At 40.1% G+C, this 15109-nt stretch carries 14 protein-coding genes; 12 read left to right on the top strand and 2 right to left on the bottom strand.

Going from position 1 to position 15109, the window contains the following annotated elements; genetic code table 11:
• Positions 1-15 precede the first annotated feature (15 nt).
• The 5 genes from IGI38_RS05790 (at position 16) to IGI38_RS05770 (ending at position 4332) form a co-directional block, all read left to right on the top strand.
• Positions 16-804 carry a dihydroorotate dehydrogenase electron transfer subunit gene (locus IGI38_RS05790; RefSeq protein WP_438727779.1) on the top strand — a complete coding sequence of 263 codons (789 nt, stop codon included), beginning with the start codon at positions 16-18 and terminating at the stop codon, positions 802-804.
• Positions 804-1721: a dihydroorotate dehydrogenase gene (locus IGI38_RS05785; protein WP_438727777.1), complete on the top strand. Its 918-nt coding sequence runs from the start codon at positions 804-806 to the stop codon at positions 1719-1721. The genes IGI38_RS05790 and IGI38_RS05785 overlap by 1 nt, the downstream gene beginning before the upstream one ends.
• Positions 1721-2437 carry an orotidine-5'-phosphate decarboxylase gene (pyrF, locus tag IGI38_RS05780; protein WP_438727775.1) on the top strand — a complete coding sequence of 239 codons (717 nt, stop codon included), beginning with the start codon at positions 1721-1723 and terminating at the stop codon, positions 2435-2437. The genes IGI38_RS05785 and pyrF overlap by 1 nt, the downstream gene beginning before the upstream one ends.
• The gene (gene pyrE / locus IGI38_RS05775; RefSeq protein ID WP_438727773.1) at positions 2438-3064 is read left to right on the top strand and encodes an orotate phosphoribosyltransferase; all 627 of its coding nucleotides are present in this window, start codon (positions 2438-2440) and stop codon (positions 3062-3064) included.
• 236 nt (positions 3065-3300) lie between these two features.
• Positions 3301-4332, top strand: a complete 1032-nt coding sequence (locus IGI38_RS05770; RefSeq protein ID WP_438727771.1) for an AI-2E family transporter — start codon at positions 3301-3303, stop codon at positions 4330-4332.
• On the opposite strand, the gene efbA is transcribed toward IGI38_RS05770, so the two are convergent.
• Complete coding sequence (efbA, locus tag IGI38_RS05765) at positions 4329-6032, bottom strand: fibronectin-binding protein EfbA (protein ID WP_438727769.1); 1704 nt, start codon at positions 6030-6032, stop codon at positions 4329-4331. The genes IGI38_RS05770 and efbA overlap by 4 nt on opposite strands.
• A gap of 90 nt (positions 6033-6122) precedes the next feature.
• Complete coding sequence (locus tag IGI38_RS05760; protein WP_438727767.1) at positions 6123-7790, bottom strand: phosphoenolpyruvate carboxykinase (ATP); 1668 nt, start codon at positions 7788-7790, stop codon at positions 6123-6125.
• A gap of 173 nt (positions 7791-7963) precedes the next feature.
• Between IGI38_RS05760 and IGI38_RS05755 the strand changes: the two genes are divergently transcribed.
• The 7 genes from IGI38_RS05755 to aroB all read left to right on the top strand — a co-directional run bounded on the left by IGI38_RS05755 (position 7964) and on the right by aroB (position 15108).
• Positions 7964-8524 carry a hypothetical protein gene (locus IGI38_RS05755; protein WP_438727765.1) on the top strand — a complete coding sequence of 187 codons (561 nt, stop codon included), beginning with the start codon at positions 7964-7966 and terminating at the stop codon, positions 8522-8524.
• Between the two features lie 447 nt (positions 8525-8971).
• Positions 8972-9982 carry a tryptophan ABC transporter substrate-binding protein gene (gene trpX, locus IGI38_RS05750; RefSeq protein WP_438727763.1) on the top strand — a complete coding sequence of 337 codons (1011 nt, stop codon included), beginning with the start codon at positions 8972-8974 and terminating at the stop codon, positions 9980-9982.
• Between the two features lie 4 nt (positions 9983-9986).
• The gene (locus IGI38_RS05745) at positions 9987-10868 is read left to right on the top strand and encodes an ABC transporter permease (RefSeq protein WP_438727761.1); all 882 of its coding nucleotides are present in this window, start codon (positions 9987-9989) and stop codon (positions 10866-10868) included.
• Between the two features lie 4 nt (positions 10869-10872).
• Complete coding sequence (locus IGI38_RS05740; protein WP_438727759.1) at positions 10873-11655, top strand: ABC transporter ATP-binding protein; 783 nt, start codon at positions 10873-10875, stop codon at positions 11653-11655.
• A 439-nt stretch (positions 11656-12094) separates the two neighbouring features.
• The gene (locus tag IGI38_RS05735; RefSeq protein ID WP_438727757.1) at positions 12095-12973 is read left to right on the top strand and encodes a shikimate dehydrogenase; all 879 of its coding nucleotides are present in this window, start codon (positions 12095-12097) and stop codon (positions 12971-12973) included.
• A gap of 21 nt (positions 12974-12994) precedes the next feature.
• On the top strand, positions 12995-14038 hold the full coding sequence (gene aroF / locus IGI38_RS05730) for a 3-deoxy-7-phosphoheptulonate synthase (protein ID WP_438727755.1): 1044 nt from the start codon (positions 12995-12997) through the stop codon (positions 14036-14038).
• An 11-nt stretch (positions 14039-14049) separates the two neighbouring features.
• Positions 14050-15108: a 3-dehydroquinate synthase gene (gene aroB / locus IGI38_RS05725; protein ID WP_438727753.1), complete on the top strand. Its 1059-nt coding sequence runs from the start codon at positions 14050-14052 to the stop codon at positions 15106-15108.
• Position 15109 lies beyond the last annotated feature (1 nt).

Raw genomic sequence — 15109 nt, 5'->3', positions numbered from 1 at the left:
TGCTTCACTCTGTCGATGTATAGGGAGGCCGTTATGAAGCAGGAAATGATGACGATCGTTCGTCAACAAGAGTTAGCACCGAGAATCTATGAATTGGTTTTAGCTGGAGAATTAGTCAAAGAAATGACGATGCCGGGACAGTTCTTGCATCTCCGAGTACCAAGAAGTGATTTATTATTACGTCGTCCAATCAGTATCAACCAATACGATCGAACAGCAGGAACTTGTACGATTATTTATCGTGTCGAAGGGGACGGAACGAAGTATTTTGCGGATATGTCAGCTGGGGATCAGCTAGATGTCATGGGACCCTTGGGACACGGTTTTGAGATCGATGAGCTGAATACTCGAGATACCGCATTTATTGTTGGCGGAGGAATCGGTGTTCCACCTTTGTATCAGCTTTCTAAAGAGCTGACAGCTAAAGGGGTAAAAGTAATCCATTTTCTAGGTTTTGGTTCACAGGAAGTGGTCTATTATGCCGACGAGTTTCAATCATTAGGTGAGACACGTTTTTCTACGGATGATGGAACATTTGGGATTCAAGGAAATGTCGGAAATTTATTGATGGCGGAATCGGCTAAGCCAAACGCCGTTTTTGCTTGCGGGAATAACGGTCTTTTAAAAACAGTCGAACAATTATACACGGAAGTAGCAAATGTTCAGCTTTCACTAGAATCTCGCATGGCTTGCGGGATGGGCGCTTGTTACGCCTGTGTTTGTCATGTACCTGAAGATGAAAACAAAAGTGTCAAAGTATGTGAAGACGGTCCCGTTTTCCAAGCAGGGGAGGTCATCTTTTAATGAGTATTGCAGTCAAATTACCTGGATTAGACTTGAAAAATCCGATCATGCCGGCAAGCGGCTGTTTCGGATTTGGGAAAGAATACGCGGACTATTATGATCTGAATCAATTAGGCGCCATCATGATCAAGGCAACGACACCAAAGGAACGCTTTGGGAATGCAACACCACGGGTGGCAGAAACACCAAGCGGCATGTTGAATGCGATCGGCCTGCAAAACCCCGGTATGGAGGTTGTACTAAAGGATATTTTACCAAGTTTAGAAAAATACCAAGAGCTTCCCATCATCGCGAATGTCGCGGGGGCATGCGAAGAAGACTATGTCGAAGTTTGTGCTAAAATCGGTGACGCGCCGAATGTTAAAGCAATCGAGTTGAACATTTCTTGCCCAAACGTTAAACATGGTGGAATCGCCTTCGGAACAGACCCGGAAGTTGCATATCGCTTAACTAAAGCGGTCAAAGAAGTCGCCAACGTTCCAGTCTATGTCAAATTAAGCCCAAACGTGACAGATATTGTGCCGATTGCTAAAGCTATTGAAAAAGGCGGCGCAGATGGCTTCACTATGATCAATACATTACTAGGGATGCGCATCGATCTGAAAACCCGTCAGCCGATTTTAGCGAACCGAACCGGCGGATTATCAGGCCCGGCGATCAAACCAGTCGCTATCCGCTTAATCAATCAGGTAGCAGCAGTCAGCGAGCTTCCCATCATTGGAATGGGTGGTGTCCAGACAGTAGATGATGTTCTAGAGATGTTTATGGCTGGTGCCAGTGCGGTGGCAGTTGGAACAGCTAATTTTACAGATCCATACATTTGTCCAAAATTGATTGAAGAGTTGCCGATCCGCATGGCGGAACTAGGTATTGAATCTTTAGAACAGCTAAGACAAGAAGTCAGGGGGACGTTCTAATGGAAAAACGACCAATTGTTGCGTTTGATTTTGCTTCAAAGCAAGAGATCGAAACCTTCTTAACTCATTTTCCGATCGATGAAAAATTATTCATCAAGATTGGGATGGAGCTTTTCTATCAAGAAGGGCCGGCGATCGTCAATTTCTTACGTACTCAAGGCCATGATATTTTTCTTGATTTAAAGCTGCACGATATTCCTAATACGGTTCAAAAAGCAATGCGAGGCATCGCAAAAATGGGCATTAAAATCACGAATGTTCATGCTGCTGGCGGTGTAGATATGATGCGCGCGGCTAAACAAGGCTTGGTAGAGGGAACCGATGCAAATCAAGTTGTACCAGAGTTGATTGCAGTAACGCAGTTGACTTCTACGAGTGAAGAGCAGATGCAGGAAGACCAGCTGATTAGCGTTAGCTTGCAAGAAAGTGTCCTTCACTATGCCAAATGTGCTCAAAAAGCTGGATTAGACGGAGTCGTTTGCTCCGCTCATGAAGTGGAAAAAATCCACGAAGCAACCATGCAAGATTTCATTTGCTTAACACCAGGTATCCGTCCGCAGGGCGCCAGTGTCGGTGACCAAAAACGGGTGATGACACCAGCGAAAGCTCGCGAGATCGGATCAAACTATATCGTTGTGGGCAGACCGATTACTCAATCAGCTGATCCTTATCAAAGTTATCTACAAATCAAAAAAGAATGGAACGGTGAAGTATAAATGATCGCAGAACAAATCGCCAAAGATTTATTATCAATCGAAGCAGTTTCTTTAAGTCCTGATGAGCCTTTCACTTGGGCCAGCGGATTGAAATCCCCAATCTATTGTGACAACCGCGTGACAATGAGTTATCCAGAGGTTCGCCGTGCGATCGCGCAAGGCTTAGCAGCAAAAATCAAAGAAGAGTTCCCCAATGTAGAAGTAATTGCGGGAACAGCTACTGCAGGTATTCCACATGCTGCCTGGGTAGCAGAAATTTTAGATTTGCCAATGGTTTATATCCGCAGTAAAGTAAAAGATCACGGTCGCGGCAATCAAATCGAAGGTCGCATTACAGAAGGGCAAAAAATGGTTGTGATTGAAGACTTAATCTCTACCGGCGGCAGTGTATTAGAAGCCGCAGTAGCGGCTAAAAAAGAAGGCGCAGATGTTTTAGGCGTTGCTGCAATCTTTACTTACGAATTAGCAAAAGGCAGAAATAATTTTGACGCTGCTAATATGCCATTGGTCACATTGACAAACTATTCAACACTGATCGAAAGTGCTTTAAAAGAAAAATATATCAATCAAGATCAGCTTGATCTGTTAAAAAAATGGCGTAAAGACCCTGAAAATTGGTTGAGCTAAAACTAAAAGCATCCGCGGATGCTTTTTTTCTCGTAAAATCATAAAAATCGTTTTAGCATAAGTATATTAGAAGCCGAAAATGAAGTTTAATGGTATATTATTTTCAGTAGTTTATGAAAAATAGTCATCGGTTTTCCGACAGGCAACAGGCATAGGAGACCGGTAATCAGCAATAACAACTGCTTTATTTTTCACTACAAGAAATAAATACATCACTATGAATAAGAGGTTATCTAATGTATGAAAAATTTTTAGACAATACCCGATTACGAAGATTCACAGTCTTGGCACTCGTCATCTTCGTCCTATTTTTAGTCAAAGATTTCATGACTCCGATTTTATTGACGTTCATTTTTACCTTGATCTCAGTAAAAATCGTCAAATTTGTTCAGCGCTATATCAAGGCTCCGACTTTCTTGCTGGCGACGGTTTTATATCTGCTCGAAATATGGTTATTGTATCTTTTGATCTCAAGATATTCGACGATTTTGATTGATCAAATGACCTCGACGTATAACTCAATCGTTCACTTTTATCAACATAAAGAGTTTAATTCTGATGTAGTCACAAATTTCATCTCTAATTATTTTAAGAATCACAACTGGCAAGATAAGGTCGAAAGTGGCGCCAGCATTCTATTAGAACAATTGCAAAATGTCGGTCGATTAGCCGTTGCCTTTATCATGTCCTTTATCCTAAGCTTTTTCTTCATGGTAGAAAAGGAAAAAACGATTTTATTTTCGAAAAACTTCTTAAGCAGCGAATATGCATGGTTTTTCCAAGACATTTATTATTTTGCTAAGGTTTTCGTTGAAACATTCGGTGTGGTAGTAGAGGTACAGTTACTGATCGCAATCGTAAATACAGTGATTACGACAGTTGGATTAGGTTTGATCGGTTTCACCCAATTACCGACTTTAGCAATCATGATCTTCTTCTTAAGTTTGATTCCCGTCGCTGGGGTGATTTTCTCATGTATTCCTCTGACACTAATTGCCTACTCAACTGGCGGCTTACAGACAGTTATCTATGTATTGATTTTGATTGTTGCCGTCCATTGTGTTGAAGCGTATATTTTAAATCCTAAATTTATGTCGAGTCGCACGAAATTACCGATTTTTTATACGTTTGTTATCTTATTGATCAGCGAAAAATTCTTAGGTGTTTGGGGATTGATTGTCGGTATTCCAATCTTCAATTTCTTTCTTGAGATATTAGGGGTAAAAATTACTACGAAGAAAACAAAGAAAACGGATCAGCCGAATTAGGCCGATCCGTTTTTTCGTAGTTGTTCAACGACTGACTCCTCAGGCGTCACAAATAAGGTTCTTTGATTTTCATAAATGACAAAACCCGGTTTTGCGCCATTAGGTTTGTGAACATGCTTGACCGCTACATAATCAACTGGGACTTGTGCCGATTGTCGAAATTTTGAGAAATAAGCAGCCAATTCAGCAGCTTCCAATAATGTCTCCTCGGTAGGATCAGTACTTTTCACAATAACATGAGAACCCGGAATGTCTTTTGCATGGAGCCAAATATCCGTTTTCCTTGCTTGCTTCAAAGTTAATTGATCATTCTGTAAGTTATTTTTACCGACTAAAATCTCTGTACCATCGCTAGCAACAAATCGTTCCGGTTTAGAAGGTGCCTGATTTCGATTTTTCTTACTGCGTTTTTTCTTCAAATAACCACTGGCAATAAGTTCTTCTTTAATGATCTCGATATCCATCGGTCCAGCAATTTCTAATTGCGCGAGAACAGATTCAAGATAGGCAATTTCATCTTTTGCTTCAGCGATTTGATCATAAATCAATTTGACCGCTTTTTTTAGTTTCTGATATTTTTGAAAGTACTTTTGGGCATTTTGATTTGGGGTCAACGCTGGATTTAATCTGATAGTAATTGGTGCGTTGTCTTCATAATAGTTCAACAGTTCCACACGTTCAGCACCGCGTGGAACTTGAGTCATAAAGGTGGTTAACAGTTCACCATCCCGTCGATATTCTTCAGCATTTTCAGAATCCTGTAGCGTTTTTTTACGTTTTGCAAGCTTTGTTTGATTCCGCTTAATTTCATTGTCCACTTTGCGAATCAACTCATTACCTAACTGTTTGACACGATCTTTCTCAGCCTTTTCACCATAAAAAGCATCAAGTAAGGCACTCAAACTTTCATAAACCTCCGACTCCTCAAACGTTTCAAAAGCAAGAGGAGCGAAGAATTCTTTGTTATTTTTAATTCCCAATGTTGGCGTGAGATTCTCACGGATATTCATCCAAAACGTATCCCAAACAGCCATTTTTTCATTTGGTCTTGCCGAAAAACGGAAGGCAAGTTCATCACCAGTGTCACGACCTAACCCTTGGAAATGTTGCTGCAAATAACGGCCATCAAGTATTTCAGCAGTAGAAAGAATGGTAAATACCTGTTCTTTAGAAACATGGAAGGGATTCAATTGCTCTTGTTTCGGCGGCTCGATATAGTCACTACCCGGCAAGATCGAACGATACGTATTTTGAGAGTGCCCGATATGTTTGATCGCATCTAGAATTTTACCAGTCTGTTTATTCAGCAAGACAATCGTTGAATGACGCCCCATCAACTCCACGATCAGAACAATATCCTGTAAATCCCCTAATTCGTTACGCTTGCTGAAGGTAAAGTGAACCACGCGGTCATTTTCAACTTGATGAATATCTTCCAAAATCGCTCCTTCTAGATGTTTGCGTAGCATCATCACGAAATTTGGTGGGTTATCGGGATTAGTATAAGCAATTTCCGTTAATTGGACACGTGCATAGCTGGGATGGGCAGAAAGTAATAGTCGTTGATTTTTTCCGCGAGCGCGAATGACCAGTACAACCTCATTATCATAAGGTTGGTGAATCTTGGATATTCTTCCGGAAACGAGTTGTTCTTTTAATTCTCGTACCATTGCATGGGTAAAAACTCCATCAAAGGACATTTTTTATCCCTCATTTCTATTCATAGTACGTCTATTATAAACAAAAAAGCTCCAATGACCAAATAAGTCATTGGAGAAGACCCAGAACACTTAAACGCTTATAGATTCCTTATAACTATGAAGTTCGTCAAGTAGCTGAAGCAGGAGTTGTTCCGCCTCATTTGGCAATCGATCATAACCACCTTGATAGGTTTTACGTGACTGCACAAAGGCTAGTCTGGTTTCAAGCCGAGTCATTAAGTGAATCAAGTAGTGATGGCTATTAAAATCTGGTTCGTGTTTTTTTACAGGCAGATAACTGATTTTTTTTAGTGGACCGAATGCTTTAAATTCTGCCGTTCCATCAACGATTTTTTCGATACTGCTGAGTGTTTCGTCCGGTGTGACTTTTCGCCCTTTAAAATCACCAGTATTCAAAATAAAGCAAGCTGTCTTTTGTTTTTGGAACAAATCTTTGAAGTCTTGATAGTCCTCTTGGAGCGGGTAGCAGCGGAAAGGATTGGCAAAGGGCTCAATTACTAATTGATCAGAAACCTCACCAACAACATTCTCAGCGGTAGATCGCTTCGTCGCTAATGTTGCACCGAAGACAGCCGCAAGAGAAGGGTCTTCGATTTTTATTACTGGAGGAAGACTGTCATCTTTCATAATCCAAAAAAGGCCATCCACTTTTTCCGCGATATGATCGACACGATTAGGCGTAGCATATCGACTCTTGATGCTTCGGCCATTTCCGTTTCGAATATCCTCGGTAACCAACACTTTTTTGTTCTGCTCATCTAAAGTGACACCAACATTCTGAGCAGTAACGATATACTTAATCTGTTCGCTAGTCATCGGGTAATCTTGTGTTTTATCAAAATAGGCCGGTTCTAACGCGGTCGTGGACCCTTTTTCTTTTGAAATGACAAAGGCATCATCATGGAGGACATGAACTTCTCCTTTATTTTTCGGTTTTGCCAAAGTGATGGTGGATTTTCCTGAACCTGACAAACCAAAAGCCGCCATCGTATATTTTTTGTCTTCTAGCAGGTATTGCTTCATACCGCCATGGCAAGCAATAAAGCCATTACGATGTGCTGTCGCCCAAGCCAGCGTCAAAGTCGCCTTTTTTAATTCTCCAAAATAGCGTAAGCCTAGAATTCCTGCACAATTGTGAAGCGGATCAATCACAACTACCCCATCAGGAAAATCAGGATGTTCCCAATCAGGATCAGCAAAAATAAAAATATCACCAGTATAGATTTCATCTGATTGCTGATAAAATAGGTGCTTTGCATCACCAATTTGAAAGTTCAATAAATAGGAGTAAAGGTTGGGACTGTAGTCTGCCGGCAGCATTAAATGAGATTTGACAGTGAATTCTTCATCAAGTCCCACGATAACCTCACCGGAGTAGAATTTTTTGGAGCGAGCATTGAAAACTGCTTCTCGTAATAATTCACTATAAAAAGCACTATCGATTCCTTGCTGACCGATAATTCGTCGAGCTGCGGCTGTTCGTCCCACAATTTTTCCATCATTAGTTACCAGCACTTTCGCATCGGTAGGGAGCTGTAACCTGCTTGTATGCGCAACATCAAGATCCGTAGTGATCGTCCCAGGACTTGATTTTGCCAAGGCATAAGCATCTGTAAGATGACGAATACGCGTGACATTATTTCCATAAAATGCTGTTTCAATCACACTGCGGATGCTTGAAAAAAGTCGATTACTTTTTGTAATCTCTGTACGTGAAAATTGTTCAATACTGCTCATTATAAAACCTCCTTAGAATAAGTTGTCATTATTATAATATCATTAAAAGAAAACGCTAACAATCAAATATAAAACACGCTGTATTTCGTTCCTACGCAAAAAAATGAAATCTATTCTAGCTGGTAGCGCTTTTAAGATAAAAATAATATAATGATAAGTAAGGAGGGCCTATTATGGGAAGATATATAGTAATACTTAAAAATAGACTGCTTATTTTTTGGCGAAAATTCATAATTATTGTCTCAGAAAATGAGCGTCGCTCCTTAATGATTGCGGCTAGTCTAGTGGTCTTCGCACTGCTTTTCTCAGCTTCAGCCGTTTTCGCGCAGAAAACGATTCGACAAGATCAATTAGATGAATTAGTCTTTGATTCTTTAAAATCAGATCATTTGATTCCTATGGATTATCAAACAGTAGACCAAAAAATTGAACAAACTAAGGCAATTTCGATCATGTTTAGTCAACCAAATGGCACTTCTTTCGAAAACGTCATGACTATCCTCGATGATCCAAACCAACAAACAATGCTGAATCGCAAGTTTTATTACTACCCAATCGTTTATGATGGAGAAACAATCGCTAAAAAATACCAGCTTGATCCGTGTCAAGTAACCTTTATTTTCTTTCATAACGGCAAAGAAAAAAATCGCTTTGTTGTTGAAAGTTTGAAAGATCTAAATAATGAGTTTATTCCGGAATTGAATCGTTTACCAATGTGGAACCTTAAAAAGTAAAATGAGAATTCGCGTAAAATAAATGAGCTTTTTTTAATAAAAAGAGTTGACAGTCGATTTTTTTTCGGATAAACTAACCTCAACATAAAAAAAGGAGTGACATTCATGAGACACGCAAACTTATCTAATCAATTGAATAGCTGGCAAAACTGGCGTAGATAAGTTGTATTTATGAATTCACTCATAGATACAACGTTTAGGCAACTTCTAAATTTTGTATCTATGCTGGATATTTTTTCATGCTTATTCCCGCATAGAGACCATCTATGCGGTTTTTGTTTTTTTCTAGGACAACTACCGTTAAATTTTAGGTAGTTGTCTTTTTTTTACTAGTTTTTCTTCACGTTTTCGTGTGATTGGAAAAATGGTGGCGTACAAAATTCATACATTTTTATTGAACTAACTGTCAAAAAAATAGTTAAAAACAAAAATCGGAGGAATTAAATCATGAAAAATAAAGGGATTATTGGATCAATCATCGCATTAGCAGTAGTATTAATCGGCGTTTTCGCTTATCAGATGGGTTCGCGTCAAACTGATGCCACAGCAAATAAAGAAGAAATCAAAACCGTTGGTATCCTACAATTCATTAGTCACCCATCATTGGATCAAATTAAAGATGGTGTAATCGAAGGTTTAAAAAAAGAAGGCTATGTAGACGGTGAAAACATCAAAATCGAATTTTTAAACGGCCAAGGTGATCAAAGTAAATTGAATAGCATGAGTCAACAATTATTAGAAAAAAATTCAGATGTCTTAGTTGGTATCGCAACTCCAGCAGCAAAAGCATTAGCCAACGCGACAAGCGATAAACCCATTATCATGGGTGCAATCAGCGATCCCGTAGGAGCTGGACTAGTTACAGATTTGAAAAAACCAGGCGGTAATGTTACTGGCGTCAATAACTTAACTCCTGTTGATCAACAACTAGATATGGCGAAAGAAATGTTCCCAGATGCCAAAACAGTCGGTATGATTTATTCGTCTTCAGAGGAAAATTCTAAATCGCAAATTGAACGAGCAGAAAAACGTGCAACAAAGGACGGTTTGACGGTAAAAAAATATGCAATCAGTTCAAGTAATGATATCGCTCAAATCACGCAGCAGGCCTGTCAAGAAACAGATTACTTATATATTCCACAAGACAACACGATTGCCAGCGCGTTTCAAACGTTAATCAACGAATCTGATAAAGCTAAAAAACCCGTATTCGTTTCTGTAGATAATATGGCCAAAGAAGGCGGCATTGCGACAGTTGGTCAAAATCAATATGACTTAGGCGTTGAAACTGGCAAAATGGCGGCTGATGTTTTAAGTGGTAAATCAAAACCAGCTGATACACCAGTAAATGTCATTGACTATGGCGATATGATCATCAATGAAGATAAAGCCAAAGAATTGGGTATCACAATTCCAGAGAAAATCAAAGAAAAAGCAGAAGTAGTTAAAGGGGAGTAAACAAATGGTAATTTCAGCGATAGGACAAGGATTTTTGTGGGGAATATTAGGATTAGGTATTTTCATGACCTACCGTATCCTAAATTTTCCAGATATGACAACAGAGGGATCATTTCCATTAGGTGGGGCAGTCTGTGTGACTGCGATAACTAATGGCGTATCTCCTATACTAGCAACACTTTTAGGGATCGTCGCAGGAATGTGTGCTGGGTTTGTTACCGGCATGCTTTATACAAAAGGAAAAATCCCGGTCATCTTAGCTGGAATTTTAGTCATGTCTGGATTAAATTCAGTAATGCTGTTTATTATGCAAACGCCGAATCTATCTTTGCTAAAACAACCTAAAATCCAAGATTTCTTTACAAAATTAAACTTGCCAGATCATTTTGATATCGTTTTGTTAGGCTTAATAGCGATTGTAATCATCGTTGCTCTACTACTGTTTTTCTTTTTTACTGACTTTGGTCAGGCATATATCGCAACTGGTGATAACGAAAATATGGCACGTTCAATCGGTATTAATACCGATCGAATGAAAGTGATTGGCTTAACATTGTCAAATGGAGTCATCGCCTTATCAGGAGCGTTGATCGCCCAAAATGATGGGTATGCGGATATTGGAAAAGGTGTCGGCGTAATTGTCATCGGTTTAGCTTCTATTATCATTGGCGAAGTTTTGTATGGTGAAGTAACATTTATTGAACGGTTAGTCGCGATTGTTTTAGGAAGTATTATTTATCAATTGTTGATCTTAATCATTATCAAAGCTGGTTTAGATACTACATACTTGAAGATTTTCTCTTCAATTATTTTGGCTTTGTGTTTGATGATCCCACGCTTAAAAGAAGCATTGAACTTAAAAACTGGATTGGAAAAGGAGGAGTAATTGTATGAACACATTAGAGGTTAAAAACGCAAATAAAACGATCAGCAACGGTGTCAATGATCAGCGTAAAATCTTGAATAGTGTTGATTTGACGATTGCTCCTGGTGAATTCGTCACTGTTCTTGGAGGCAATGGTGCTGGTAAAAGTACCCTTTTCAATAGTATCTCGGGCAGCCTGCTATTGGATAGCGGAACAGTTTCGGTAATGGGCAAAGATTTGACCAAGCTTTCAGAAGAACAGCGAGCAACATCAATTTCCAGGGTATTTCAAGATCCCAAAATGGGGACAGCACCACGATTAACAGTTGCTGAAAATTTAGGTTTAGCTGAAAAACGAGGGCAAAAACGGCGATTACGCCAACGTCAGCTGAATCAAAAGAAAGAAATATATCGTGAACTGTGCAAACTGGTCGGTAACGGCTTGGAAAATCACCTCGATACACCAACAGGATTTCTTTCCGGCGGGCAACGTCAAGCGTTGAGTTTGCTGATGGCGACGATCACGAAACCTGATTTACTACTATTAGATGAACATACAGCTGCACTCGATCCCAAAACAGCGAAACAATTAATGCTGTTGACAGATCAACGAATCAAGGAACAAAATCTAACTTGCTTGATGGTCACCCATAAAATGGAAGATGCCCTACATTATGGCGATCGCGTGATCGTGATGGGAAAAGGGGAGATCATTAAGGATATCCACGGGGAAGAAAAGAAGCAGATGACCTTAGCAGATTTATTCCTGCTTTTTGAAGAGGGCGAGACAGTAGCTGAAGTAATGTAAATAAATTTTTTTACAGAAAAATAAAATAATGGGTTGACTTATCAGAAAAACAAATCTATACTAAGTTCAATCTTAAATCAGTTTGGAGCGATTTTTATGAATACGAATAAGAGTACGCACACACAACTGAATAATTATTACTTTAGCTATTTTAGATAGGTTTGTATTCATGATTCATGGATGCAAACTATACAAGTTTGTATCTATGATGGCTAAGGATTTTAAGTTCGACTTAACGCCACATAGATGAAAATCTATAGTGGCTTTTTCTTTGGTATTTTTTTGGGAGACTAGGCTCATTGTAGATTTTCTACAGTGGGCCTTTTTCGTTTTTAAAATCGCTGATTGAAGGTTATTAGAAGGATGCGAGTAACTCTTTCTGCTTTAGCAGATTAGGGAAATTCAAACATCTTAATTAGGAATAGGAGAGTGAGGAAAGATGGAAAATCAAATATCAGGAAGAACGCGGTTAGCCGGTTTATATGCATTGCCAGCAAGGCATAGCTTTTCACCCATGATGCATACCACAGCGTTCCAAGCAACAGGGGTTGACGCAGTCTATCTAAGCTTCGATGTTCAGCCAGAAAGACTTGGTGAAAGTATTCAAGCTATTCGCGATCTTGAAATGCTGGGAATTAATTTATCGATGCCTCACAAGATGGAAGCCATTAAACACGTCGATGAGCTCAGTCAAGCAGCACGTTTGATTGGGGCAATCAATACCATTGTCAATAAAGATGGAAAATTGGTCGGACATATCACAGACGGGATTGGCTGTATGGAAAGTTTGAAGCAAAACGGGATAGAGATCATCGGAAAAAGAATGACGATTCTTGGAGCTGGTGGTGCCGCAACAGCAATTATTACTCAAGCGGCGATCGATGGCGTAAAAGCTATTGATGTATTTAACATCAAGGATGACTTCTATCAGAAAATCGAGCCAAAATTGGCCATGATCGCAGAAGAAACCAACTGCCATATTCGATTACATGATTTAGCAGATGAAAAACAACTGAAGGAGTCTTTAGATACAAGCAGTCTATTAATCAATGCGACAAACATCGGAATGGCGCCTAAAACAGAGCAAATGCCACTAGCAGATGCAACCTTACTAAGAAAGGACTTAGCCGTTTTCGATGTAATCTATCATCCCGGCGAAACAAAATTACTAAAAGCTGCGAAGGCAACCGGAGCAAAAACGGTTAATGGTCTAGGTATGCTGCTTTATCAAGGAGCCGCTGCTTTTAAATTATGGACAGGTAAAGAAATGCCTGTTGAACAAATCCAACCGTTATTGGAAGAAACAATCAAAAAATAAAAAGTGAAGGAAGTTATTACTATGATCTTAATTATAAAAAAAGGCATTCAGGAATCAGAATTATCCCCCATTTTATCTCGCATTAAAGAAGAAGGATTAGGAGTACAAATCAATCACGGGAAAGATCGTTTAGTCTTGGGTCTCCTAGGAGATCCAAAAATTATTCAAAATGTACCGTTTCAAGCCTACAGTGTCGTTGAACGGGCAGTAGCCATTTCTAATACTTACAAGCTGACTTCAAGAGAATTCCACCCACAAGATACAGTTGTAGATGTAGATGGTGTAAAAATTGGTGACGGCAGTTTTGTAACAATGGCTGGTCCTTGTTCAGTCGAAGGCGAAGAACAAATCATGGAAACTGCACGTATGGCTAAAGCTGGCGGAGCAAAAATCTTACGTGGCGGGGCATACAAACCTCGGACCTCTCCATACGCCTTCCAAGGTTTAGGTGAAGAAGGCCTAAAAATTATGCGTAAAGCCGCTGACGCTCATGGCTTGAAGGTGATCACTGAAGTTATGGATGAATCTCATATTGATGTTGTCTGCCAATACGCTGATATTATCCAAATCGGTGCCCGTAACATGCAAAACTTCCGTTTATTAGAAGCAGTTGGTAAAACAGGAAAACCAATCGGCTTGAAACGCGGGATTTCAGGAACGATCCAAGAATGGTTGAACGCGGCAGAATACATTGCAGTGCAAAATAATTCAAACATTATCTTCATCGAACGCGGGATTCGGACGTACGAAACAGCGACCCGCAATACCTTCGATTTAAGTGCGGTTCCATTGATCAAAAAATTGAGCCACTTCCCAATCATCGTTGACCCAAGTCACGGAACAGGCGTTTGGGATCTAGTTGCACCAATGGCACGGGCTGGAGTTGCCAGCGGAGCTGACGGTATGATTGTTGAGATCCATCCTGATCCATTACATGCTTGGTCTGATGGGGAGCAATCATTGAATGAGAAAAATTACCTAAACATGATGAGTGAAGTTGAGATTATGGTGGAAGCAATGAAAAAAATCAACGCTTTATCAAAAGAACCTTCACTGATTAAATAGGGGGAACATTTATGGAAATCGTCTTAGCAGAAAAAAGCTACGAGATCATCGTTAAACGTCACGCGTTAGATTCCGTTGGAGAATGGATCGCCTCGTTATGGCAAAACAAAAAAATCGCAATTATCAGCGATGAGAATGTTTACCCGATCTATGGTGAAAGAATCCGTCAGCAATTACAAACTTATGATGTTTGTCATTACGCTGTACCCGCTGGCGAAAGCAGCAAATCATTAACAACGGCAAATAATCTCTATGAATTTTTAGCCGATCAGCAGTTCACCCGTAGCGATGCGATCATCGCTCTGGGTGGCGGTGTCGTTGGTGACTTGGCAAGCTTTGTAGCATCCACCTATATGCGGGGAATTTCTTTCGTTCAGATTCCAACTTCATTGCTGGCGCAAGTCGATTCTAGCATTGGTGGGAAAACTGCGGTGAATTCAAGCAAAGCCAAGAATATGATCGGAACCTTCGCCCAACCTGATGGTGTCATGATCGATCCAGAAACATTGATTTCATTGTCAGAAGCACGTGTTCAAGAAGGCATTGCGGAAATCATCAAATGCGGCGCGATCAGTGACGCTTCACTCTGGCAGGACCTGGAGAAACTAACAGGAGTTCAGGATCTGCTGGATCATAGTGAGGCGATCATTTCAAAGGCCTTGAACGTGAAGAAAACCGTCGTGGAAGATGATGAATTCGATAATGGTTCTCGGTTACTGCTGAACTATGGACATACCATCGGACACGCGATCGAGACTACGGCCGGTTATGGAAAAATCAGTCACGGTGAAGCCGTGGCGATCGGCATGGTACAAATTTCTCGAACCGCTGAGGCAAAAGGACTTTCGCCACAAGGCATTACGGATAAGATCATTGCGATGAATCAGAAGTATGGATTGCCGACTGCGTACCAACCATGGGAAGCCGAGAAGTTTTATTCGGCGATTACCCATGATAAAAAAGCCCGCGGTGATAGCTTAAATATCATATTGCTAGACGAAATTGGTCAAGCTCGTATTCAAAAAATCAAATTAACCGAAATCAAAGACTTTTTAATAGAAGGGAAGTAGT

The organism is Enterococcus sp. AZ128 (genome assembly GCF_051714485.1).
GTDB lineage: Bacteria > Bacillota > Bacilli > Lactobacillales > Enterococcaceae > Enterococcus_A.
This window is presented reverse-complemented; position numbering and strand designations above follow the sequence as displayed.

Bases quoted from the DNA above. Each gene is read 5' to 3' on its own strand.
- IGI38_RS05790 (WP_438727779.1), top strand. From the start codon at position 16: ATGTATAGGGAGGCCGTTATGAAGCAGGAAATGATGACGATCGTTCGT.
- IGI38_RS05785 (WP_438727777.1), top strand. From the start codon at position 804: ATGAGTATTGCAGTCAAATTACCTGGATTAGACTTGAAAAATCCGATC.
- pyrF (WP_438727775.1), top strand. From the start codon at position 1,721: ATGGAAAAACGACCAATTGTTGCGTTTGATTTTGCTTCAAAGCAAGAG.
- pyrE (WP_438727773.1), top strand. From the start codon at position 2,438: ATGATCGCAGAACAAATCGCCAAAGATTTATTATCAATCGAAGCAGTT.
- IGI38_RS05770 (WP_438727771.1), top strand. From the start codon at position 3,301: ATGTATGAAAAATTTTTAGACAATACCCGATTACGAAGATTCACAGTC.
- efbA (WP_438727769.1), bottom strand. From the start codon at position 6,032: ATGTCCTTTGATGGAGTTTTTACCCATGCAATGGTACGAGAATTAAAA.
- IGI38_RS05760 (WP_438727767.1), bottom strand. From the start codon at position 7,790: ATGAGCAGTATTGAACAATTTTCACGTACAGAGATTACAAAAAGTAAT.
- IGI38_RS05755 (WP_438727765.1), top strand. From the start codon at position 7,964: ATGGGAAGATATATAGTAATACTTAAAAATAGACTGCTTATTTTTTGG.
- trpX (WP_438727763.1), top strand. From the start codon at position 8,972: ATGAAAAATAAAGGGATTATTGGATCAATCATCGCATTAGCAGTAGTA.
- IGI38_RS05745 (WP_438727761.1), top strand. From the start codon at position 9,987: ATGGTAATTTCAGCGATAGGACAAGGATTTTTGTGGGGAATATTAGGA.
- IGI38_RS05740 (WP_438727759.1), top strand. From the start codon at position 10,873: ATGAACACATTAGAGGTTAAAAACGCAAATAAAACGATCAGCAACGGT.
- IGI38_RS05735 (WP_438727757.1), top strand. From the start codon at position 12,095: ATGGAAAATCAAATATCAGGAAGAACGCGGTTAGCCGGTTTATATGCA.
- aroF (WP_438727755.1), top strand. From the start codon at position 12,995: ATGATCTTAATTATAAAAAAAGGCATTCAGGAATCAGAATTATCCCCC.
- aroB (WP_438727753.1), top strand. From the start codon at position 14,050: ATGGAAATCGTCTTAGCAGAAAAAAGCTACGAGATCATCGTTAAACGT.